Origin of the sequence: Stenotrophomonas chelatiphaga, assembly GCF_032054965.1 — a bacterium.
Classification (GTDB): Bacteria; Pseudomonadota; Gammaproteobacteria; order Xanthomonadales; family Xanthomonadaceae; genus Stenotrophomonas; species Stenotrophomonas chelatiphaga.
In genome coordinates this window covers 122,759-143,347 of the sequence record NZ_DAMBRS010000009.1, presented here as the reverse complement: position 1 = coordinate 143,347, position 20,589 = coordinate 122,759, and the positions used below count along the sequence as shown (strand labels likewise).

General features: G+C 66.8%; 19 protein-coding genes and 2 tRNA genes. 10 read left to right on the top strand and 11 right to left on the bottom strand.

Annotated elements, in window-relative coordinates:
* Nucleotides 1–56: 56 nt before the first annotated feature.
* Nucleotides 57–1,937 carry a formylglycine-generating enzyme family protein gene (locus RTX79_RS12720; protein WP_428696004.1) on the bottom strand — a complete coding sequence of 627 codons (1,881 nt, stop codon included), beginning with the start codon at nt 1,935–1,937 and terminating at the stop codon, nt 57–59.
* 82 nt (nt 1,938–2,019) lie between these two features.
* On the opposite strand from RTX79_RS12720, the gene rnd reads away from it, so the two are divergent.
* Nucleotides 2,020–3,093, top strand: coding sequence for a ribonuclease D (gene rnd, locus RTX79_RS12715; RefSeq protein ID WP_312684074.1), 1,074 nt, complete (start codon nt 2,020–2,022; stop codon nt 3,091–3,093).
* Between the two features lie 142 nt (nt 3,094–3,235).
* Here the strand turns inward: rnd and RTX79_RS12710 are convergent, their stop codons facing one another.
* The 3 genes from RTX79_RS12710 to RTX79_RS12700 form a co-directional block, all read right to left on the bottom strand.
* Nucleotides 3,236–5,536 carry a TonB-dependent receptor gene (locus RTX79_RS12710; RefSeq protein ID WP_312684073.1) on the bottom strand — a complete coding sequence of 767 codons (2,301 nt, stop codon included), beginning with the start codon at nt 5,534–5,536 and terminating at the stop codon, nt 3,236–3,238.
* A gap of 130 nt (nt 5,537–5,666) precedes the next feature.
* Nucleotides 5,667–8,201 (bottom strand): Cache 3/Cache 2 fusion domain-containing protein, encoded by a 2,535-nt coding sequence (locus RTX79_RS12705; RefSeq protein WP_312684071.1) that lies wholly within the window; start codon nt 8,199–8,201, stop codon nt 5,667–5,669.
* A 166-nt stretch (nt 8,202–8,367) separates the two neighbouring features.
* On the bottom strand, nt 8,368–8,631 hold the full coding sequence (locus RTX79_RS12700) for a Rho-binding antiterminator (protein WP_312684070.1): 264 nt from the start codon (nt 8,629–8,631) through the stop codon (nt 8,368–8,370).
* Between the two features lie 103 nt (nt 8,632–8,734).
* Between RTX79_RS12700 and RTX79_RS12695 the strand changes: the two genes are divergently transcribed.
* Nucleotides 8,735–8,810: transfer RNA gene (locus RTX79_RS12695), tRNA-Ala, on the top strand.
* A gap of 47 nt (nt 8,811–8,857) precedes the next feature.
* Here the strand turns inward: RTX79_RS12695 and RTX79_RS12690 are convergent.
* Together RTX79_RS12690 and RTX79_RS12685 are read right to left on the bottom strand one after the other, a co-directional pair.
* On the bottom strand, nt 8,858–9,028 hold the full coding sequence (locus tag RTX79_RS12690; RefSeq protein WP_170184005.1) for a hypothetical protein: 171 nt from the start codon (nt 9,026–9,028) through the stop codon (nt 8,858–8,860).
* A gap of 150 nt (nt 9,029–9,178) precedes the next feature.
* Nucleotides 9,179–10,207: an NADP-dependent oxidoreductase gene (locus RTX79_RS12685; protein ID WP_312684069.1), complete on the bottom strand. Its 1,029-nt coding sequence runs from the start codon at nt 10,205–10,207 to the stop codon at nt 9,179–9,181.
* Nucleotides 10,208–10,454: 247 nt separating this feature from the next.
* On the opposite strand from RTX79_RS12685, the gene RTX79_RS12680 reads away from it, so the two are divergent.
* A tRNA-Phe gene (locus RTX79_RS12680) sits at nt 10,455–10,530 on the top strand.
* Nucleotides 10,531–10,631: 101 nt separating this feature from the next.
* Here RTX79_RS12680 and RTX79_RS12675 read toward each other — a convergent pair.
* Together RTX79_RS12675 and RTX79_RS12670 are read right to left on the bottom strand one after the other, a co-directional pair.
* Nucleotides 10,632–10,934: a DNA-binding protein gene (locus RTX79_RS12675; RefSeq protein ID WP_312684068.1), complete on the bottom strand. Its 303-nt coding sequence runs from the start codon at nt 10,932–10,934 to the stop codon at nt 10,632–10,634.
* Complete coding sequence (locus tag RTX79_RS12670) at nt 10,931–11,347, bottom strand: hypothetical protein (RefSeq protein ID WP_312684067.1); 417 nt, start codon at nt 11,345–11,347, stop codon at nt 10,931–10,933. The genes RTX79_RS12675 and RTX79_RS12670 overlap by 4 nt, the downstream gene beginning before the upstream one ends.
* A gap of 395 nt (nt 11,348–11,742) precedes the next feature.
* Here RTX79_RS12670 and RTX79_RS12665 point away from each other — a divergent pair, with 395 nt between their 5' ends.
* The 7 genes from RTX79_RS12665 to dxs all read left to right on the top strand — a co-directional run bounded on the left by RTX79_RS12665 (nt 11,743) and on the right by dxs (nt 18,883).
* Nucleotides 11,743–11,955 carry a ParD-like family protein gene (locus tag RTX79_RS12665; RefSeq protein WP_312684066.1) on the top strand — a complete coding sequence of 71 codons (213 nt, stop codon included), beginning with the start codon at nt 11,743–11,745 and terminating at the stop codon, nt 11,953–11,955.
* Nucleotides 11,952–12,719, top strand: a complete 768-nt coding sequence (gene map / locus RTX79_RS12660; protein WP_312684065.1) for a type I methionyl aminopeptidase — start codon at nt 11,952–11,954, stop codon at nt 12,717–12,719. The genes RTX79_RS12665 and map overlap by 4 nt, the downstream gene beginning before the upstream one ends.
* Before the next feature lie 348 nt (nt 12,720–13,067).
* Nucleotides 13,068–13,619 carry a lipocalin family protein gene (locus tag RTX79_RS12655; protein ID WP_057507998.1) on the top strand — a complete coding sequence of 184 codons (552 nt, stop codon included), beginning with the start codon at nt 13,068–13,070 and terminating at the stop codon, nt 13,617–13,619.
* Nucleotides 13,620–13,788: 169 nt separating this feature from the next.
* Entirely contained in the window at nt 13,789–14,265 is a 477-nt protein-coding gene (locus RTX79_RS12650; RefSeq protein ID WP_312684064.1) for an LEA type 2 family protein, read from the top strand.
* A gap of 58 nt (nt 14,266–14,323) precedes the next feature.
* A complete protein-coding gene (locus tag RTX79_RS12645; protein ID WP_312684063.1) occupies nt 14,324–16,114 on the top strand; it encodes an acyl-CoA dehydrogenase C-terminal domain-containing protein in 1,791 nt (596 codons plus the stop codon).
* A 91-nt stretch (nt 16,115–16,205) separates the two neighbouring features.
* Complete coding sequence (locus tag RTX79_RS12640) at nt 16,206–16,871, top strand: HNH endonuclease (protein ID WP_057507973.1); 666 nt, start codon at nt 16,206–16,208, stop codon at nt 16,869–16,871.
* A gap of 104 nt (nt 16,872–16,975) precedes the next feature.
* Nucleotides 16,976–18,883 (top strand): 1-deoxy-D-xylulose-5-phosphate synthase, encoded by a 1,908-nt coding sequence (dxs, locus tag RTX79_RS12635; protein WP_312684097.1) that lies wholly within the window; start codon nt 16,976–16,978, stop codon nt 18,881–18,883.
* Nucleotides 18,884–19,010: 127 nt separating this feature from the next.
* Here the strand turns inward: dxs and RTX79_RS12630 are convergent, their stop codons facing one another.
* From RTX79_RS12630 to RTX79_RS12620, 3 genes are all read right to left on the bottom strand, one after another.
* Nucleotides 19,011–19,592, bottom strand: a complete 582-nt coding sequence (locus RTX79_RS12630; RefSeq protein ID WP_312684060.1) for a DUF3011 domain-containing protein — start codon at nt 19,590–19,592, stop codon at nt 19,011–19,013.
* A 151-nt stretch (nt 19,593–19,743) separates the two neighbouring features.
* Nucleotides 19,744–19,947: a hypothetical protein gene (locus tag RTX79_RS12625; protein ID WP_057507971.1), complete on the bottom strand. Its 204-nt coding sequence runs from the start codon at nt 19,945–19,947 to the stop codon at nt 19,744–19,746.
* A gap of 163 nt (nt 19,948–20,110) precedes the next feature.
* Nucleotides 20,111–20,314 (bottom strand): hypothetical protein, encoded by a 204-nt coding sequence (locus RTX79_RS12620; RefSeq protein WP_312684059.1) that lies wholly within the window; start codon nt 20,312–20,314, stop codon nt 20,111–20,113.
* Nucleotides 20,315–20,589 lie beyond the last annotated feature (275 nt).

Sequence of the window (20,589 nt, the reverse complement as noted above, 5' to 3'; positions counted from 1 at the left end):
CCAGGCCCGCCGGGGCCGGCGGGTAACGGCTCATCCTAGCCCAGATGCGGTGCAGCTCAGATGCCGCGCACCAGCCGGAAGCCGATCCGCCCGCTGGTGGTGTCTGAATCCTGCGATTGCCGCCAGGCCGCGCGGGTCTGCTCGGGGGCATTGGCCCAGTTGCCGCCGCGGATCACCCGCGCGCGGCAGCCCGGATTGAACCAGGCCGCGCCGTCGGACGGCGCACGCCGGTAACTGGCGTGCCAGCAGTCGGCGACCCATTCGCTGAGGTTGCCGCCCATGTCATGCAGGCCCCAGGCATTGGGCTTGAACATGCCGACCGGCGCAGCGCCCCAGTAGCCGTCGCCATAGCCGATGAAGGCATTGGCCCAGCGCCGCCCGGTGGGCGAAACGTCCAGGCTGCCGGTGAAATTGCCCGAATCCGGCGGCGGCACCCCGGCATCACCCCACGGATAACGGCCGGAGGACCCGGCCCGCATCGCATATTCAAATTCCGCCTCGCTGGGCAGCCGGTAAGAGCGCCCGGTCTGCTCGGACAACCAGTTCGCATAGGCTTCGGCGTCACGTACGCTGACATGCATGACCGGCTGGTTGGCCAGCGCGCGTGCGCCGTCGTAGTCCGATTGCCAGTCGACCCCGCTGCGGCGGATGAAATTGCCGCTGCGCTCGTCGTAGACGATCGAATGGCCGCGCCGGGTGGCCCGCGGGCGCGCATTGGCGGCTTTCACGAAGCGCGCGAAATCGGCCACGGTCACCTCGGTCATGGCCATCGCGAAGCCACGTTCGAAGCGCACGTAATGCGAAGGCCGCTCGGCGTCGCTGGCACCGGGTTCGTGCAGCCCGGCGCCCATCTGGAAGCCACCGTGCGGCACCACTTTCATCTGCGGTCCGCGCCCACCATCGCGCAGCGGATCACTGAACACCTGCCCGGGGCGGAAACTGCCGTAATGCGTGGCCAGCTCGATGCGCTCGCGCAGCAGCGCCACGTCGGCGTTGCCCGGCAAGGCGATGCGCATGGCCTGCTCCAGCTTCTCACCGGCCGGCTTCAGGCCCTGCGGTGTCGCCAGGTCACGCAGTCCCTGCGCACGCAGGGTGGCAAGCGTCGCCGCACGGATCGCCTCGATGCGTTCGAAGGCATCGGCAATGGTTGGGGCGGCATCGCGCACCTTGCTGGCTTCGGCCAGCCAGGTACCGGCGGCGGCGAAATCGCCCGCCCGTGCGGCGATCTCGGCCCGCCCGATCAGCCCACTTTCAGCCGCAGCCAAGCCCTGTCGGGCCCGGGCATTGTCTTCATCAAGGGCGAGCGCTTCACGGAAGTTGACCAGTGCACCGTCGCCATCCTCGCCGATGCGCCCGGCGCGCAGGTCGTCTTCGCCCGCGCGGTTGAACGCCACCGCGCGCTGGGCGACCTCGACCTGGCCCTGCAGCGCACGCGCCTGCGCGTTGTCCGGGGCAATGGTCAGCAGCACCAGCGCGATCTGCGCCGCTTCGGCCAGCGCCACCCGCTGTTGCTGCGGTTGCGCCAGCAACGCCCTGGCCTGCCCCAGCAGCTGGCGCTGCGCCCGCTGCAGGCCATCGCGGGAACGACGGTCCTGCGGATCCTGCTCCAGCAGCGCCAGCCACAGCGGAATCGCCGATTCGCTGGTTTCGAACAGCTGGCCCTCGCGCAGGGCCTGTTCGGCGCGTCGGCGCGCATCGGCGCGCTCGGCGGGGTCAAGGGTCACCGGGGGCGGCGTCCAGCGCTGTATGGTCTCGGCTTCATCCTCGCCGCCGATGGTCACCGTGGCTTCGCCACCGGCCCGGGCAGTCTGCGCACGCGGCGCCGGCTCGGCCGCTGCGGCCGCCGGTGCGCGGGCCGCCGGCGATGGCTCACCGCAGCCGGTCGCCCCCAGCAGGCACAGGGCGGGCAACAGCAGGTACGGGCGCAGCAGACGCAAAACCAACTCCTTCAGGCCGGGGTGCCGGCCGACGTTAGGCTATTCTCCCCTTCCTGAGCAAACGCGAGAAGTCGAACGCCCCGTGGCAACCTGGATCAACACCCCCGCAGAACTGCAGGCGCGGCAACAGCTGCGTCCCTCCCGCATCGGCCTGGACACCGAGTTCATCCGCGAGCGCACCTTCTGGCCGCAACTGGCCCTGGTGCAGATGGCCGTCGGCGACGAGGTCCTGCTGATCGATCCGCTGATCCCGGGCATGCCCGAAGCGCTGGCGCCGTGGCTGACCGATACCTCCATCATCAAGGTGATGCACAGCGCCAGCGAAGACCTGGTGGCGTTCAAGCACACCTGCGGCGTGCTGCCGCGGCCGCTGTTCGACACCCAGATCGGCGCCTCGCTGGCCGGTATCGGCGGTGGCATGGGCTACCAGAAGCTGGTGCAGGAGATCACCGGCGTGACCCTGGAAAAGGGGGAAACGCGCTCTGACTGGATGCGCAGGCCGCTGTCGGATTCGCAGCTGCAGTATGCCGCCGACGACGTCGAACACCTGTTCGCGCTGCACGATGCCATCGTGGCGAAGCTTGAAGCGCAGGATCGCCAGCAATGGCTGGCCGACGATGCCGAACGCCTGCTGGCCAGCGTGGAGCACGACGAAGACCGCTGGCCGCACCTGGGCATGCGCTCGGCGCAGTTCCTGGATGCACCGGCACAGCGCCGGCTGCTGCGCCTGCTGCGCTGGCGCGACCAGCAGGCACGTACCAGCGACCGTCCGCGCAACTGGATCCTGGACAATGAACTGGCGGCCACCCTGGCCCGCGTCCCACCGGTGGACGAAGCGGCGTTGGGCAAGCTGTTCGACCAGTTCCCGAAAGCACCGCGCAAGCTGGCAGGTGCGGTGTGGCAGGCATTGAACACGCCGCTGGACGATGAAGCCGATGCGCCGCAGCTGCTGCAGGCCACCGATGCCAACAAAAAGGCGTTGAAGAAGCTGCAGGAAGCGGTAGCGCAGGTGAGCCAGTCACTGGGCCTGCCCGATGGCGTGCTGGCCTCGCGCAAGCACCTGGAAAGCTATCTGGAAAACCGCACCTGGCCCGCTCCGTTGGCCGGCTGGCGGCAGCAGGTGCTGGAGCCGAAGCTGCAGCCGCTGCTGCCCTGACCGCTCGGCTGGATGACGGCCAGCGGCCGTCACTACCGGGTGACCACGCATCTGCTGGATGACGGCCAGCGGCCGTCTCTACCGGGCAACGAGCCCCAGGTAGTGACGGCCGCCGGCCGTCAACCTCATTGCCGATGCCGCGTCACCAGTTCACGTTCACCGAAACACCCACGGTGCGCGGCTCGTTGTACACCGCCGCCATGTAATTCTCGATCACGCCCTTGAGGTTCTTCTCGTTGGTGATGTTGCGCGCGAACAGCGCCACTTCGTAGGCGCCGTAGCCGCCGGAGTAGCCCAGCTTCAGGCCGCCTTCGAAATCGCCCTTGGAATTGAACTCGGCCGTGTCGTACAGCACGAAGCTGGTATAGCCCTGCTTGTTCCAGTCGGTGGACACGAACACGGTGGCTGCATCGCTGACCGGGAAATCATAGCGGGCCGCCAGGTTGATGCCGTACTTCGGCGCGTTCGGCAGCGGGTTGCCGTTGATCTGCGCGAAGGTATTGGCACCGACCTTGATGGTCGGGTCGTTCACGGTACACACCACCACGCCGTTCAGCGCACACACCTGGGCGTACACCCGGTCATCCTGGATCTCGCTGTGCAACAGGCTGACGCCCGCACTCAGGGTCAGGTTCGGAATCGGGCGCAGTTCCATGTCCGCTTCCAGGCCGTAGGCACGCGCCTTGTCCGCGTTGAACAACACGCCATTGCCATCGGAATCATTGCCGTTGAGCTGGATGTCGTTGACCTGGTAGGTGAAGGCGGTCGCGTTCAGGCGCAGGCGGTTGTCCCACAGCGTGCTTTTGACGCCGGCTTCCCAGGACAGGATAGTCTCCGAATCGGCGGTGGTGAAGTCCGAGTTGAACACCGCCGAGCGGCCCTGGATGGTCGGTCCGCGGAAGCCGCGCGCGACCTTGGCATACACGCCCACCTGGTCGTTGATCTGGTACATCGCGCTCAGGTCCCAGCTCGGCGTGGTGTCGCTCATTTCCACATCCGTGCGGCCGCGATAGGTCACCGCACCGGCCGCGGTGTCGGCGGTCTTCAGCAGGCGCGTGCGCTTCTCATCGCGGGTCTGGCGCAGGCCCGCGGTCAGCGTCAGCTGGTCGGTGGCCTTGTAGCTCAGCTGGCCGAAGCCGGCAACGGAGGTATTGGTGTTGCGCAGGCGCACCCAGTTGTTGGGATTGCGCGCAGCACCCTGCAGGAACCAACCGCGCTGGTAGAAGTCCGTGATGTCACGGCCGTCGAAGTAGAACAGGCCTGCCTGCCAGCTCAGGCGGTCATCGCCCACGCTGGCCAGACGGACTTCCTGGGTCCACTGGTCGAGGTCGCGCACCTGGCCCATCGACTGGCCGAAACCATTGGCCACGCCGTTGACCGGGAAGTTGGCCGCCGCGCCGCCGTCGGTGTCACCGCGGCTGTAACCGGACGTGGTTTCGTAGGCGGTGATCGAGGTCAGTTCCACCGCGCCGAAATCGTAGGTCGCCTTGAGCGAGCCACCATAGGTCTTGTAGGCCTGCGGGTTGTTGGCGGCCTCGTCGTAGGCCACGCGGTCGCGCGCGGCGATCGGCTGGTTGGAGCCCTTGACCATGCCGCCACGCAGGAACAGCGTGGAGGTGCCTTCGTAGTCCCGCGCATGCGCGGAGGCCAGCACGGAGAAGTTGTGGGTGGGGGTCAGCAGCAGCTGGGCGCGCACGTTGCGGTCGTCGAAGCCGCCCATGGCGTCCTTGCGCGGCGCCATCGTGCCATCGGCACTGGGACCGGCATAGGTGTTGTCCACGTAATCATCGCGGTGCTGGTACAGCGCCGACACGCGGAACGCGGCGACCTCGTTGATCGGGCCGCCCAGGCCGGCATCCACGGCGACGCTGTTGTGGGTTCCATAGCTGGCATTGACCCGGCCGCTGGCCTCCTGGCTCGGCTTGATGCTGTCGAACTTGACGATGCCGGCGGTGGTGTTGCGCCCGAACAGCGTGCCCTGCGGGCCACGCAGCACTTCGATCTGGTCCACGTCGTAGACCGGGTTGGACTTCAGCACCACGTGTTCCAGCACCACCTCGTCCTGGATGATGGACACCGGCTGCGAGGCACCCAGATAGAAATCGATGTTGCCCAGGCCACGGATGTAGAAGCGCGGGAAGATGCGCCCGGTGGTGGTCTCGGCATAGAAGCCCGGCACCCGGCCGGACAGTGCCAGCAGCGTGTCATCGCCGCCGGCGGTGTAGTCGCGCAGCTGCTCGCCCTGCACCACGCCGACCGACACCGGCACGTCCTGCAGGTTCTGCTCGCGGCGTTCGGCGGTCACGGTGATGGCATCCAGCGCGGTGGCGCTGGCCGGCGTGGCAGCCTGCTGCGCGAAGGCCGGTGCGACCAGGCCCACGGACAACGCGGCGCATGCCAGCGCCAACGGATGACGACGGAAGATTCGGTGGTTCAGATGCATGTACGGGGACTCGCGGGAGCGTCCGTGCGGCCTGCGCGAGCCGGGCGGATCAGGAAATCAAAGCGCGCAGGCGCACAGTATGGCGGCCACGTTGCAATCCCGTGGCAGCCGCTCCCCCTTGCCGCCGACCTTACGCTGCCACCACCGCCGCGCGCGCCAGCACGAAGCGCGCCGCCGCTTCGCGCAGCGAAGCCGCCTGGGCGGTCATCGACTGCGCCGAGGCAGACGTCTCTTCCACCAGCGCCGCGTTCTGCTGGGTGACCCCGTCCATCTGCACGATGCTCTGGTTGACCAGTTCGATGCCGGCGGCCTGCTCGCGCGATGCCAGCGCGATGCCGCCGATCGCCGTGCCCAGTTCTCCGACCGCGGTCACCACCTGCTGGATCGTCTCGCCGGCGCGCGCCGCCAGCGCACTGCCGGTGCCGACCTGCTCCACCGATTCGTCGATCAGGCCCTTGATCTCACGCGCGGCCTGCGCCGAGCGCTGCGCCAGGGTGCGCACTTCACTGGCCACCACCGCGAAACCACGCCCTTCTTCGCCCGCACGGGCCGCTTCAACCGCCGCGTTCAGCGCCAGGATGTTGGTCTGGAAGGCAATGCCATCGATCACCGTGGTGATGTCGGCGATGCGCCGCGAAGACGCCTCGATCAGGCGCATGGTGCGCTCCACCTCGGCCACCGCCTCACCGCCCTGCGATGCCACGCCGGTGGCCTGCACCGCCAGCTTGTCCGCACGCACCGCGTGGTCCGCGCTCTGGCGAACCGCCGCGGTCATTTCTTCCATCGATGCCGCCGACTCTTCCAGGTTGGCCGCCTGCTGTTCGGTCCGGCGCGACAGGTCTTCGCTGGCCGAGGCGATTTCCGCCGCCGCCGCCGACACGCCATCGGCCGAGCGCTGGATGCCAGCGATGATCGTGCCCAGGCTGGACACGGTCTGGTTGGCGTCGTCGCGCATTTCGGCGAACACGCCCTGGAAATCACCTTCGATGCGGCTGCGCAGGTCGCCCCGCGCCAGGTTGCGCAGCAGGTCCGACAGCGCCGCCAGGTTGTGGTCGGCCGTGGTCATCAGGGTGTTCAGCCCTTCCACCATGACCCGGAAATCATTGTCGAAGGCTTCGGCGTCACCACGCGCACTGAAGTCACCGGCCGCAGCGGCCGCGACCAGGCGCTTGATCTCGCCATTGATGGCCTGCAGGCGGGCGCGCACGCCGTTGACCGACGCACTGATCCGGGCCTTCTCGCCCGGCAGTTCCGGCATCGAAGCCGACAGGTCACCGGCAGCATATTCCTGCACCAGTTCGACCATCTCCAGCGTGGTGCGCACGTGTGCATCGACCAGCGCATTGGTGCCCTCCACCATGCCGCGGAACGCGCCCTGGAACACGCTGGCATCGATGCGGTGGCTGATGGTGCCTTCGGCGTGGTGCTGGGCCATGCGATCCTGCGCGGCGGTGACATCGCGCAGGGTCGACTGCATCTGACGCATGGACGACAGCAGGCGCCCCACTTCATCCGGGCGACGCTGCGGGATCTCGCGGTCCAGCCGGCCCGCCGCCACGTCCAGTGCCACCTGTTCGGCCTGCTGCAAGGGACGAGCCAGCAACCGGCGCATCGCCAGCACGGTCGCGCCGATCACCGCCAGCAGCGCCAGTGCGGAAATGCCGGCGATCTGCAGCAGCAGCGTGCGCAGCACGTCCTGCAGCACCGACACCGGCTCCATGCCCAGCACCATCCAGCGCCAAGGCGCATGCGCCTGCGCGGAAACGAAATAGCCGCGCGCTTCCTTGCCATCGGCGCTGCGCACCTGCAGCGTGGCCGATGCCTGGCGGCCTTCCAGCAGCGCCTGCAGCAGCGGCAGGTCTTCGGCCACCACGCGCTCGCTGATCTTGCCGCCTTCACCGGCGGGCGCAGCGATCACCTTGCCAAAGCCCTCGCCGGGCCGCGTGTCGATGGCCATGAAGTAGCCGTCCTTGCCCAGCGTGGAATCGCGCAGGCTGGCCTTCAGCGCGGCCAAGCCAGCGGACTGGTCCTGGCCGACGAAGGCGATGCCCACCACCGCACCGGCCGCATCCTTCAGCGGCATGTAGTGCGTCATGTAGTCCGTGCCGAACAGGTGCGCCGGGCCACTGAAGGCTTCGCCGGCGATGATCTTCGGATACGCCAGGTGGGCGCGATCGAGCTTGGTGCCCAGCACGCGCTCACCGGCGGCATTGCGCAGCGAGGTCGCCACCCGCACGAAGTCATCGCCATCGCGCACGAACACCGTCGCCACGCCGCCGGTGGAGGTGGCGAAGCGATCCACCGCCGCGTCATCCAGCGCCAGCGGGCTGCCGCCGAACATCAGCTGCGGGGCAACCTGGCCGGCCACCTCCACGCTGCGCGCGGCATCCACGGCGGCATCGCCGGCCGGCAGCGAGGCGCGGAACAGTTCAGCCATGTGGGCGGTGCTCTGGCTGAGGCTGCGGTCGTACAGCGCCACCGAATCCCGCATCAGGCTGGCCGAGGTGTCCAGCCCGGCCTGCACGCGTGTCTGGTAACTGGCGGCGGTCTGCCGGTAGATCAGCAGGGCCAGCAGCACGAAGGCAGCGGCGGTGATGGCCGCAAGCAGGATCGCCAGACGGGAAGAAATGGACAGCGTGGAACCGGTGGCGGCAGAAGTCGTCATCGAGAGGCACTTGATAGGAAGGGGGAACGCGTGTCGGGCGTCACACTTTTAACGGCACCGAAGTGGTCCTCTTTAGGCTGGATCGATCAAATTTTCGGCAGCGTTCAGCCTCCAAGCGATTGATTTTTCGAATGAAGGCGTTGAAAACGGTTACATGGCGTCACGATCAAACCGAGAGGACGACCCGCCCGAAGCCGCTTTCGTCATCGAGCGCACTGATCGCGTGCAGCTGATCCAGCCGCAGGTCACGCAGCCCATCGGCGCTTTCCAGGCGCAGGAACTCTTCCTTGGCCGGCGTGCTCACGGTGGTCAACGCACGGCCTTCCACCTGGGTGCCGTCGGTCAGCTCCACCTGCAGGCGAAGCCGGCGCAGGCAGGCGATCTCCAGATGGTCATGCAGGTCGCAGGAAATCGGGCGGTAAGGTTCCATCGGCTTCCAAGCGTTGGCTGCACGGGTGCGTGACGTCACACTTTCGGTCCGCACGCGCGGGCTTGGCAAGCCTCCGGCAGTTGGATAGACTCAGGTCCACTGTGGGGCCATAGCTCAGCTGGGAGAGCGCGTCGTTCGCATCGACGAGGTCAGGAGTTCGATCCTCCTTGGCTCCACCACGAATTGAAACAGAAAGCCCCGGGATCGCTCCCGGGGCTTTTTTCGTTCAGGCCGGCTCGCCGCTGCCATCCTTGCGCACCGGCTTCTTCGAGTGCGCATCACGGATCTGCTCGTCCTGCTGGCCGGGACGCTGCTTGGCCACATCATCCTGGCGCTGGTCCTGCTGGCTTTCTTCTACGCCGGCGCGGTCTTGCTGGCTGTTCTTTTCGGTACCCATGCTGCGTGCCTGCTCGTTGTGGTGTGTCGTGGTACTCCACGCTATCGGCGCCGCCGTGATGCGCAGATCACGAGCCCGCGGCCGCCCGTTCAGCCCGGTTGGCCCTGCCACCTGCGCGCTGCACCGTGGCCGCCCTCACGGGAACGCCGCTCAGTCCAGCTTGACCACCAGCTTGCCGAAGTTGCGTCCCTGCAGCAGGCCGAAGAACGCCTCCGGCGCCGCCTCCAGACCGTCCACGATGTCTTCGCGGTACTGGATGCGCCCGTCGCGCAGCCACTGCGCCATCTCGGCCTCGAAGCGGGGGAACAGCGCGGCGAAATCGCTCTGGATGAAGCCCCGCACGGTCAGCCGCTGGCGCAACACCTGGCTGAAGAAACCCGGCAGGCGGTCCGGTCCCGGCAGCACCGCACCCCGCGCGTTGTAGGTCGCGATGGTGCCGCACACCGGCACGCGCGCGAAGTCATTCAGCAGCGGCAGCACGGCATCGAAGACCTTGCCGCCGACGTTTTCGAAATAAACGTCGATGCCCCCGGGAACGGCTGCACGCAGTTGCTCGGCGAAGCCGTCGGCGCGATGGTCCAGCGCCACATCGGCACCCAGCGTTTCCACGTACGCACGCTTGTCCGGACCACCGGCAATGCCAACCACGCGCGCACCCTGCTGCTTGGCCAGCTGCAGCACGGTGGCGCCTACCGGACCACTGGCTGCGGCCACCACCAGCGTTTCGCCCGGCTGCACGCGGCCAATCTCCTGCAGGCCCGCGTAGGCAGTGAACCCCGGCATGCCATGCACGCCCAGCGCAGTGCTGAGCGGCAGTCCGTGCGCCTGCAGGCGGCGGCTGATGCCGGCCCCGTCCACCACCGCGTGGGTCTGCCAACCGCCCGATGCCACCACCAGCGCGCCCTGCTCCAGCCCATCATGGCGCGAGGCCAGCACTTCACTCACCGTGCGCCCTTCCATCACCGCATCCAGGGCCACCGGCGCAGCATAGGACGGGCCTTCTTCCATGCGCCCACGCATATAGGGGTCCAGTGACAGGTAGCGGTTGCGCAGCAGCACCTGGCCCGGCTGCAGTTCGGGCAACGCGGCCTGCTCGCGGCGGAAGTTCGCGGCGGTCGGTGCCCCCTGCGGGCGCGAGGCGAGGACAATGCGATCGGTGGTGAGGGACGAGGGGCTCATGCGCTGCATCCGTTCGGTAAAGGAAGTGACCTTCGACGGTACGCGCAACGCAGCGCGCATGGGGCCCTGAAAAACCAGCGTCCCATTGCCGTGCACGCTGGCGGCAACGAAGGATCAAGCACTTGCGCGCGCATGGGTGGTGCGGAGACACCATTGTGAAGTTTTTTGTTCAAAAGGCTTGCCGAAACCGCGTGACCTCCGTAATATGCGCCTCCTCGGCAGCGACATCGCTGCCAACGAAACAAGTGGCCGAGTAGCTCAGTTGGTAGAGCAGGGGATTGAAAATCCCCGTGTCGGCGGTTCGATTCCGTCCTCGGCCACCATTGTTTTTGAAGGGTCTGCAGAAATGCAGGCTCTTTTTTTTTGCCTGTTGCGCAGCTTCTACACGGGTGGGCAGTGCGACCCGCCCTCCCCGCCCAGGTCGTCAGACGGAGCCGCGTTGAATCGGCTCCACCCGCAACTGGATGCCCAGCGCGCGCACCACGCCCAGCACGTTGTCCAAGTACAACGGACGCGACCCGCTCAGCTGCCGTCGCAGGGCATCGTCGCTCAGCCCGCATTCGCGCGCCACGTGGCCGATGCCATGCAGTTCGGACACCAGCAACAGCGAACGCGCGAAGGTCGTTTCATCGTAGTGGATCATGTGCAGGCGATCGTCCAGGTAGTCGGCCATTTCTGCTGCACGCCGGTTTTCCAGTTGCGCCTTTGCGGATTCGTAGGGCGTCATACCTGCCTCCACATCGCATCGGCCGACGAGCGCACCAGTTCGCGTCCGGAGACGATCAGCTCTTCGATCATGAACATGCCGAATCCTGCGTCCGACTGCATTTCCTGACGGCTCAGGTGCACCGCATGCAGCACTTCGAAGATCGACGCCAGCGCCTGCACGGTACGGATAGGCACGGCGACCTGCGCGGTGCCTTCGAGCTCTGGATGGCAGCGGCCTCCCGCCTGCGGCGAATCGGACGACGTGCGCGGCAGAAGCCGCAGGTGCATCACACGGTGTTGGTTGGTGCGCGAGGTTTCGAACGCTTCCAGCCGCCGTTCGAGTCGTTCGATGAAGTGCGGCGGGAAGTCCTGCATCCGCTCGCCCATCAAGGCGTACAAGCGCTTCGCGCTGAGGGGATAGTGCGATTCCATTGCATACCTCACAAGGCTTGAGGCCACCTGCGCCAAGGCGTCAGGTGGCGGGCGATGCGGGTTGGCATACCGGAGAAGATTTCAAAAAAGCCGGCGGATCAGGGATCCCCCGTATCGCCCACCGTATGACCGGCGCGCGATGCAGTGCATTCTCCGCCGTGCCCAAGGGGCAAAACAGAGCCAAATAAAATCTTCTTGCGGGATGCCAATCCCGGCTGGCGCTCTTCGTCGCCAGCAGCTCCATAGCAGCAGCGACGGCCGCCTGCGTACATGGGCGAAGCTGCAAAAGCGTCGCGATGCGAGCACATCAGTCGAACCATCGGCCGCGTTCCGGGCCAGTTGCGCCACCTATACGAAACATATACGATTCATATATTCCCCACAGAGTCCCGTCCATGGGCATCGTCAACATCGACGACGAACTGCACGACCAGCTTCGCCGCGCCTGCACCGTCAGCCATCGCTCGATCAACGCGCAGGCCAACTTCTGGATCAGCATCGGCATGCTCTGCGAACTGCACCCGGAACTGAGCTACCAGCAGATCGTCGCCGAGCAACTGCGCAGCGCCGGCGTGCATACACCGCGACTGGCCGAGCGGCACACATGATCAAGTCCGCGCAGGAAATCGAAGTGATGGCGCAATCCGGCGCATTGCTGGCCCAGGTGTTCGACCACCTGGACACGCTGGACCTGCGCGGCCGCAGCACGATGGACATCAATGAGCTGGTCGAGCGGATGATCGTCGACGACCTGCAGGCGCGCCCGGCCAGCAAGGGCCAGTACGACTTCCCGTACGTGCTCAATACCTCCATCGACGACGTGGTCTGCCATGGCGTGCCCTCGGCCGACGACGTGCTGCGCGAAGGGCAGATCGTCAACCTGGACATCACGCTGGAGAAGAACGGGTTCATCACCGACTCCAGCACCACCTATCTGGTCGGCGAGGTCCCCTACCCTGCACGTCGGCTGGTGCAGGCCACCTACCAGGCGATGTGGAAAGGCATCGCCGCAGTCCGTCCCGGCGCGCATACCGGCGACATCGGCCATGCCATCGCCCGTTTCGCGCGCGAACAGGGCTATACCGTGGTCAAGGAATACTGCGGCCATGGCATTGGCCGTGACATGCACGAAGAGCCGCAGATCCTGCATTACGGGCATCGCGGTAGCGGCGTGGAGCTGCAGGAAGGCATGGTGTTCACCATTGAACCCATGCTCAACCAGGGCAAGGCGGCGATCCGCCACCAGCCGGACACATGGCCGGTGCATACCCGCGACGGCAAGCTGTCGGCACAGTTCGAACACACCGTGGCGGTTACCGCGACCGGCGTGCGTGTGCTGACGCTGCGCAAGGGCGAGCGCGCGCCGAAGTAAGTGCAGAGTGCAGTCAGCGGCAGCGCCGCTGCATTGGTTTCCCGCGTGTCCCCGCCCAGGGCGACGACACGCAGCGGCCCTGGATCAGGCCGGACCGAACCCGCGGGTGGTCTTCTTCTCGTTCTTGTCCGCCTTCTTTTCCTTGGCGGTCTTGGCAGGCTTTTTCTTCTGCTCTTTCTTCTTGTCCAGACCCTTGCTCATTGCGGCATTCCTTTTGTCGGTAGCGACGGCGCGAGCATGCCACATCTGCCACCTGGCAAGGCGCCCGGGCTCCTTTCGCGACGTGTTTCACGTCACCCTCGACGCGGCAACCGCTAAGCTCGGGCCGTCGCCACACGAACCATGCCGATGCCAACCCTGCCTGCCCTTCGCCGCGCCTGTGCCCTTGCCCTGCTGCTGCCCCTGGCCAGCCTCGCCCACGCCGCCGAACCGGTGCGCGCGGTGGCCGCGCTGGACATCGACCGCTATGCCGGGCAGTGGCACGAAATCGCTCATCTTCCGGTGTCCTTCCAGAAGAAATGCGTCGGCGACATCACCGCGACCTACGGGCTGCGCAGCGATGGCCGGATCTCGGTGCTCAACGGCTGCCGGGTCGAAGACGGCACGCGCATCCAGGCCGAAGGCGTCGCGCGCCCGGTCAAAGGCGAACCGGGTCAGCTGGAGGTCCGCTTCGCCCCGGACTGGCTGTCGTGGGTGCCGCTGGTATGGGCCGATTACTGGGTGATCGCGCTGGACCCGGACTACCAGTGGGCCGTAGTCGGCGAACCGGATCGCAAGTACCTGTGGATCCTGTCGCGCTCGCCAAGCATGGAACGCGGGCAGTTCGAAGCGCTCAAGGCCCGCGCCGAAGCGATGGGCTACGACCTCGCCCCTCTGAAGGTCCTCGCGCCACTGCGCTGATCCAGCGGCCACGCTGCACGCGGCCCAACCGCGCCTGACGCCCCTGCGCCCGCCCGCTGCCCCTGGCTGCGGCGCGCGTTAATCTTGGCGTTCAGGTGAATGCCTGTGCACGCCACCATACGCCGTAGTATCTTTCCCTCCACGCACCCCTTCCGCGAGGACCTGCGCCATGCTCCGCCGCTTCCGTTCCACCCTGATCTTCCTGTCCGTCCTCGCCCTTGCCGCCTGTGGCGAAGGGGTGGTCAAGCGCGTGTCCGAACCCGCCAGCAGCCTGCAGCAGCTGACCGTCAACGCCGACGGCAGCTGGAAGGTCGCCCTGCGCCTGCAGAACTTCAGCTCCATGCCAATGCGCTTCGATGACATCGCGCTGAAGCTTTCGGTCGGCGATGCCGAGGCCGGCACCCTGACCGCCAAGCCCGGCGTGTCGATCGGCGGTGCATCTGCCGATGTGATCGAACTGCAGCTGCAGCCGGCCGCCCAGGCCCGCCTGATCGTGGCCGACGCGCTGGCCAGCAACCACACGCTGGCCTACACGCTGGAAGGTTCGGTCGCGGCCACGCCGGAAGAAAAGAAGCAACGCACGTTCCAGATCAACAACCGCAGCACCCTCAACCACGCCCCGGGCCTGCCCGGCGTGCTGCGCTGAGGCGACGCCCCGTCATCGCCCCGCCACGCCCCTGCCCCCTGATCGAGATGCTTCAACGATGAGCAGCTATACCGCCCCGCTTTCCGACCTGCGTTTCGCCCTGCATGACGTGCTCAAGGTCGAACCGTTGTTCGCCCGCCTGGGCTTCACCGACGCCACCGCCGATGTGGTCGATGCCGTGCTGGAAGAAGCCGGCCGCTTCAGCGCCTCGGTGCTGGCACCGCTGAACAGCGTGGGCGATGAAGTGGGGTGCGTGCTCGACCAGGCCAGCGGCGAGGTCACCACCCCGCCCGGTTTCAAGGCCGCGTACGACCAGTTCGTCGAAGGCGGCTGGACCGGCCTGACCGCCTCGCCGGAGGTGGGTGGACAGGGCCTGCCGCACACCCTGGGCGTGCCGCTGAACGAAATGATCAACGGCGCCAACCTGGCCTGGGGCAACTTCCCGCTGCTGTCGCATGGCGCGATCGAGGCGCTGAAGCAGCATGGCGAAGCCTGGCAGCACGAGGCCTTCCTGAAGCCGCTGATCGAAGGCCGCTGGACCGGCACCATGTGCCTGACCGAACCGCATTGCGGCACCGACCTTGGCCTGCTGAAGACCAAGGCCGAGCCGAACCCGGACGGCAGCTACCGCATCACCGGCACCAAGATCTTCATCACCGCCGGCGAGCACGACCTGACCGACAACATCGTGCACCTGGTGCTGGCCAAGCTGCCCGATGCGCCCCCGGGGGCGAAGGGCATTTCGCTGTTCGTCACCCCGAAGTTCAAGGTCGACCGCGAGGGCACCGTCGGCGAGCGCAATGCACTGCGCTGCGGTTCCATCGAGCACAAGATGGGGATCAAGGGGTCGGTCACCTGCGTGATGAACTTCGATGGCGCCGAAGGCTATCTGGTCGGCCAGCCGCACAAGGGCCTGCAGGCGATGTTTACCATGATGAACACCGCACGCCTGGGGGTGGGCCTGCAGGGTATCGGCCTGTCCGAGCGCGCGTACCAGAACGCGCTGAAGTATTCGCGCGAGCGCCTGCAGTCGCGGTCGCTGAGCGGGGCCAAATTCCCGGACAAGCCGGCGGACCCGATCCTGGTACACCCGGATGTGCGCCGCATGCTGCTGACGATCAAATCGCTGGTGGAAGGCAGCCGCCTGCTGGCACTGCACGCGGCGACCCTGATCGACGTGGCGCACAGCGCGCAGGATGCGGCCGAACGCGAGCGCGCCGACACCCTGGTGAGCTTCCTGACCCCGATTTCCAAGGCCTGCCAGACCGAATGGGGTATCGAAAACACCTACAACGCACTGCAGTGCTTTGGTGGCCACGGCTATATCCGCGAACACGGCATGGAGCAGCTGGCCCGCGATGCGCGCATCACCACGCTGTATGAAGGCACCACCGGCATCCAGGCGCTGGACCTGATCGGCCGCAAGACCGCGTCCAGCCAGGGCGCGGGACTGAAGCTGTTCCTGGCCGAGATCGAGGCGTTCGCCAAGGCGCACGAGGGCGATGAGGTGCTGGCCGAATTCATCGCACCGCTGCGGGCCAAGGCCGCCGAATGGGGTGGCCTGACGCTGGACGTGCTGAAGCGCGCGGCAGCCAACCCGGACGAACTGGGCGCCGCCAGCCATGATTACCTGTTCTATTCCGGGTATGTGGTGCTGGCGTACTGGTGGGCCCGCAGCGTGGCGGCGGCCGATGCCAGCAGCCAGACGGCCGCGTTCAAGCAGGCCAAGCGGGAGACCGCGCGGTTCTATTTCGCGCGCGTGTTGCCGCGCACGCTGGCCCACGCCGCCGCGATCCAGGCCGGCGCGGATTCGTTGATGGCGATGGACGACGCGCGCTTCGGCGCCTGAGCCGGAGCAACGGCGTGACGACCAACGGTCGTCACTACCGGGTTGGAGGAATACACAAAATGCAAACATTCGGGTATAAGCTGTTATCCCGATGGAGACAGACACTACACGCTTAGGTCTGATCACTACCGGAGCTGCCTTTCCCGCTCCGGACGCCGGGTCATCGCCCGAGCCCAGCCCCCTGCACCGCCCCGGCAGCGTCCGCCTGCTGTCCCTTGATGCCCATGGCCGGGTCCTTGACTGGATCAACTGGCAGGATGCGTCCTGCCTGTATGCGCGTGGCGCGGTGGCCTGGACCCTCGGCGACCCCTGCCTGCACATCCACGGCGGCACCAACCGGCTCAGCGGGCTGCGCAGCGGGCTGGACCTGCATCCGATCATCGCCACCCGCGGCCATGCCCGTTCGCGCGCCCCCGATCCCACCCCGAATCTCACCAATGCGGCGCTGTTCGCGCGCGATGCGCATCTTTGCCTGTACTGCGGCCAACAGCATTCGCGACCCGTTCTCACCCGCGACCACGTGATGCCGCTGTCCAAGGGCGGCCTGGACGTGTGGGAAAACGTGGTCACCGCCTGCTTCCACTGCAACTCGCGAAAGAGCAACCGGACCCCGCAGCAGGCCGGCATGCCCTTGCTGGCCGTGCCTTTCCGGCCGAGCTGGATCGAACACCTGATCCTTTCCAACCGCAACATCCTGGCCGACCAGATGACGTTCCTGAAGGCGCAGCTGCCGAAGAAGTCCAAGCTTTCGGCCTGACTGCGCGCGGCTGCAAACTCACTGCGCGATCACGCGTGTCGGGGTCTGCTTGCTCCACCCCGGTTTGAGCGCGAAAATAGCCGGTCAGCACAAGTACGAACATGATGATCGACTCTGCCCGCTATCCCCGCCTCTCGCGCATCCAGACACCGGAAGAACTGCGCACGTTCGACGAATCCGAACTGAGGGCCATCGCCGACGAATTGCGCGCCTACCTGATCGAATCGGTCGGCCGCAGCGGGGGGCACTTTGCTGCCGGCCTGGGCGTCATCGAACTCACCGTGGCGCTGCACTACCTGTACCAGACGCCGCACGACCAGCTGGTCTGGGACGTAGGCCACCAGACCTACCCGCACAAGATCCTCACCGGCCGCCGCGACCAGATCCACACGGTCAAGCAGAAGGACGGTGTGGCCCCGTTCCCCAAACGCGAGGAAAGCGAGTACGACACCTTCGGCGTCGGCCATTCGTCCACCTCCATTTCCGCCGCGCTGGGCATGGCGATCGCACGCCAGCGCGAAGGCGATGACCGTCGCGTGGTGGCGGTGATCGGTGACGGCGCGATGACCGCCGGCATGGCCTTCGAAGCGCTGATGCACGCCGGTGGCATGGAGCCGGAGCCGAACCTGCTGGTGATCCTCAACGACAACAACATGTCGATCTCCGAGGCCGTCGGCGGGCTGACCAAAGTACTCGGCCGCGCCACCGGCAGCCGCACGCTCAATGCGCTGCGCGAAGGTGGCAAGAAGATCCTCGGCGACAAGCGCAACAACCCGGCGCGCTTCGTCAAGCGCTGGGAAGAACACTGGAAGGGCATGTTCGTGCCCTCCACCATGTTCGAAGAGATGGGCTTCCACTACACCGGCCCGATCGACGGCCATGACATGCCGGCGCTGTTGTCCACGCTGAAGACGCTGCGGACGCTGAAGGGCCCGAAGCTGCTGCACGTGCTGACCACCAAGGGCAAGGGCTACGAGCCGGCCGAAGGCGACCAGATCGGCTACCACGCGGTGGGGCCGTTCGACCCGGTCAAGGGCCTGGTGGCCAAGGGCGGCGCCAAGAAGCCGACCTATACCGATGTCTTCAGCGACTGGCTGTGCGACGCCGCCGCCGCCGAACCGCGCCTGCACGGGATCACCCCGGCGATGCGCGAAGGCTCCGGCCTGGTGCGCTTCAGCCGCGAATACCCGGAGCGCTACTTCGACGTGGCCATCGCCGAACAGCACGCGGTGACCCTGGCCGCCGGCATGGCGACCCAGGGCGCCAAGCCGGTGGTGGCGATCTACTCGACCTTCCTGCAGCGCGCCTACGACCAACTGGTGCACGACGTGGCGATCCAGAAGCTGGACGTGCTGTTCGCCATCGACCGCGCCGGCGTCGTCGGCCCGGACGGCGCCACCCATGCCGGCAACCTGGACCTGAGCTTCCTGCGCTGCGTGCCGAACATGGTGGTGATGGCTCCGTCCAACGAAGCCGAATGCCGCCAGATGCTCAGCACCGGCCTGCAGTACGCCGGCCCGGCTGCGGTGCGCTATCCGCGCGGCAGTGGCACCGGCGTCGACGCTGGCACCGATCTGTCCACCCTGCCGATCGGCAAGGGTGAGATCCGCGTGGAAGGCAGCCGCGTGGCCCTGCTGGCCTTCGGCAGCACCGTGCCGGCGGCCGAGGAAGTGGGCCGTGCACTCGGCCTGAGCGTGGTCAACATGCGCTTCATCAAGCCGCTGGACCGCGAGCTGATCCTGCAGCTGGCCGCACGCCACGAGGGCTTCGTCACCGTCGAAGACAACGTGGTGGCAGGCGGTGCCGGTTCGGCCGTGGCCGAACTGCTGAGCGCGGAGGACGTGCTGAAATCGATCCTGCACCTTGGCCTGCCCGACGGCTTCCAGCATCACGCCAGCCGCGAAGATCTGCTGGGCGAAGCCGGCATCGATGCGGCGGGGATCCGTGCAGCCGTACTGAAGCGCTGGCCGACCCTGCAGGCCGGCAGCGCGCCGCTGAGCGCGGCCGGCTGACCCCGGTAGTGACGGCCGCTGGCCGTCGGCTGTTGCCGGGTGGGTGACGACCGTTGGTCGTCACGCTCTTGCCGCTGCGTTCGCCGAGCACGGCTCGGCGCTACCCACAACCGGGTCATTCGCGCGATCAGCGCACCATGAACTGCCCACGGCAGCCGTTGCTGACCCACACGCCGTTGCGGTCCCAGCCCCAGCTCTGGCCTTCTATGCAGGCCGTGCCGGACTTCTGCTTCACCAGGCGCGCGTCCTGGCGGATGGTGACATTGCAGCGACGCTGGCGACGGTCGTTGGAATCGCAGTCGATCACCTGCCCCGCCGAACCCCAGCCATTGCCATTACCGCCATGGCCAGCGCCCCAGTTGCCGCCGCCATGCCCGGGACGCGACGGACGTCCACGTTCGCCGACGAACTCCGCACGACAGCCATTGCTGACCCACACCCCGCCCCGCGACTGACCCCAGCTGCGGCCTTCCACGCAGGCGGCGCCGGAGAGCTGGCGCACCAGGCGCGGACGCCCGTCCAGGCGGCATTCCTGATTACGATTCTTCACCGACTCACAGCGGATCGTGCCGCCGTTGTCGCCGTAGTAGCGATCGTTGTCACGGTACTGCGCACTCGCGGTTCCGGCAGCGCCGGCGCCCAGCAGCAGCGGAAGACAAACGGCCCACAGCATCGAAGGGCGGCGCGAAACAGACAGTTCCTGGGTCATCGTGGTGCGTCCTGGTGTGGCGGTGTGAGCCGAGCATGGCGCAAGTCCGTCGCGCCGCAAAGATGGCGCGCGCGGTCTCGGTCGCCGCCCATTCAAGTAGGCAAGCGAAAGCTGAATGGGTTCACTGGATTCCGGCGCCGATGCCCCGGCGTCAGCCGTAGCTGACGGTATCGACGAAGGTGTCGCTGACCTCCACGCGCACCGAGCAGGTCTGCCCGGTACGGGTGTGCAGCTCACGGGCCAGCGCATCGGCGAAGTCGAACGCCGCACTGCCCTCGTGGAAGGAAATGGATTCCGGCTTCTGCGGATGCAGCACACGCCAATGGCGCTGCTCGTTCTGGACGCGGATCAACATAGGGTCTCTCTCCATGATCGGACGGGTTGCCATGAAGGCCGACGATCGCGGGCAGCTACCTTGCCACCGCTGTGCTTCGCCTGACCCATGACACCAATGGCCCCCGCCAGTCAGTGAGGCTAGGGCATATCCGACGCCTGTGGCATCAGGGTTTTCTGAATTTTCAGCCCAACTGCAGGGCGTCCACGGCTCCGCCGAACGCACCTACCTGCACCGTTACGCGTGCGCCCGTCCGGCCGTGATGCTCCAGGGCCAGCGCTGCGGCGGCGTCGAAGGCTTCCCGGCCGCAACGGAAATCCCGCGACAGTCCGTCGTGGGGGTGGACGAGGCGCCAGTGGCGACTGATGTTCTGGACAAGGATGACCATGGCAGGGCTCCAACGGGGCAGGAACGGAGGCGCCGATTGCGACAGCGCCGGTGGAATCCAGCCTAGGTGGCACACCCCTGCGGCCCCATCGGTCCGGTCTGAATTGCCCCGCCCTCACATGACTGACGCTGTTCACAACCGCGCTTCCGTGACGCTTGTCACGGCGCGTTAACCATTTCACACTACGTACACCTTAGGGGGCCCCTTCCACATGCGCACCTTTCTGTACCAGCGTCCTTCCCTGCTCAAGTTCTACTTCGGCGCCAGCTATGTGA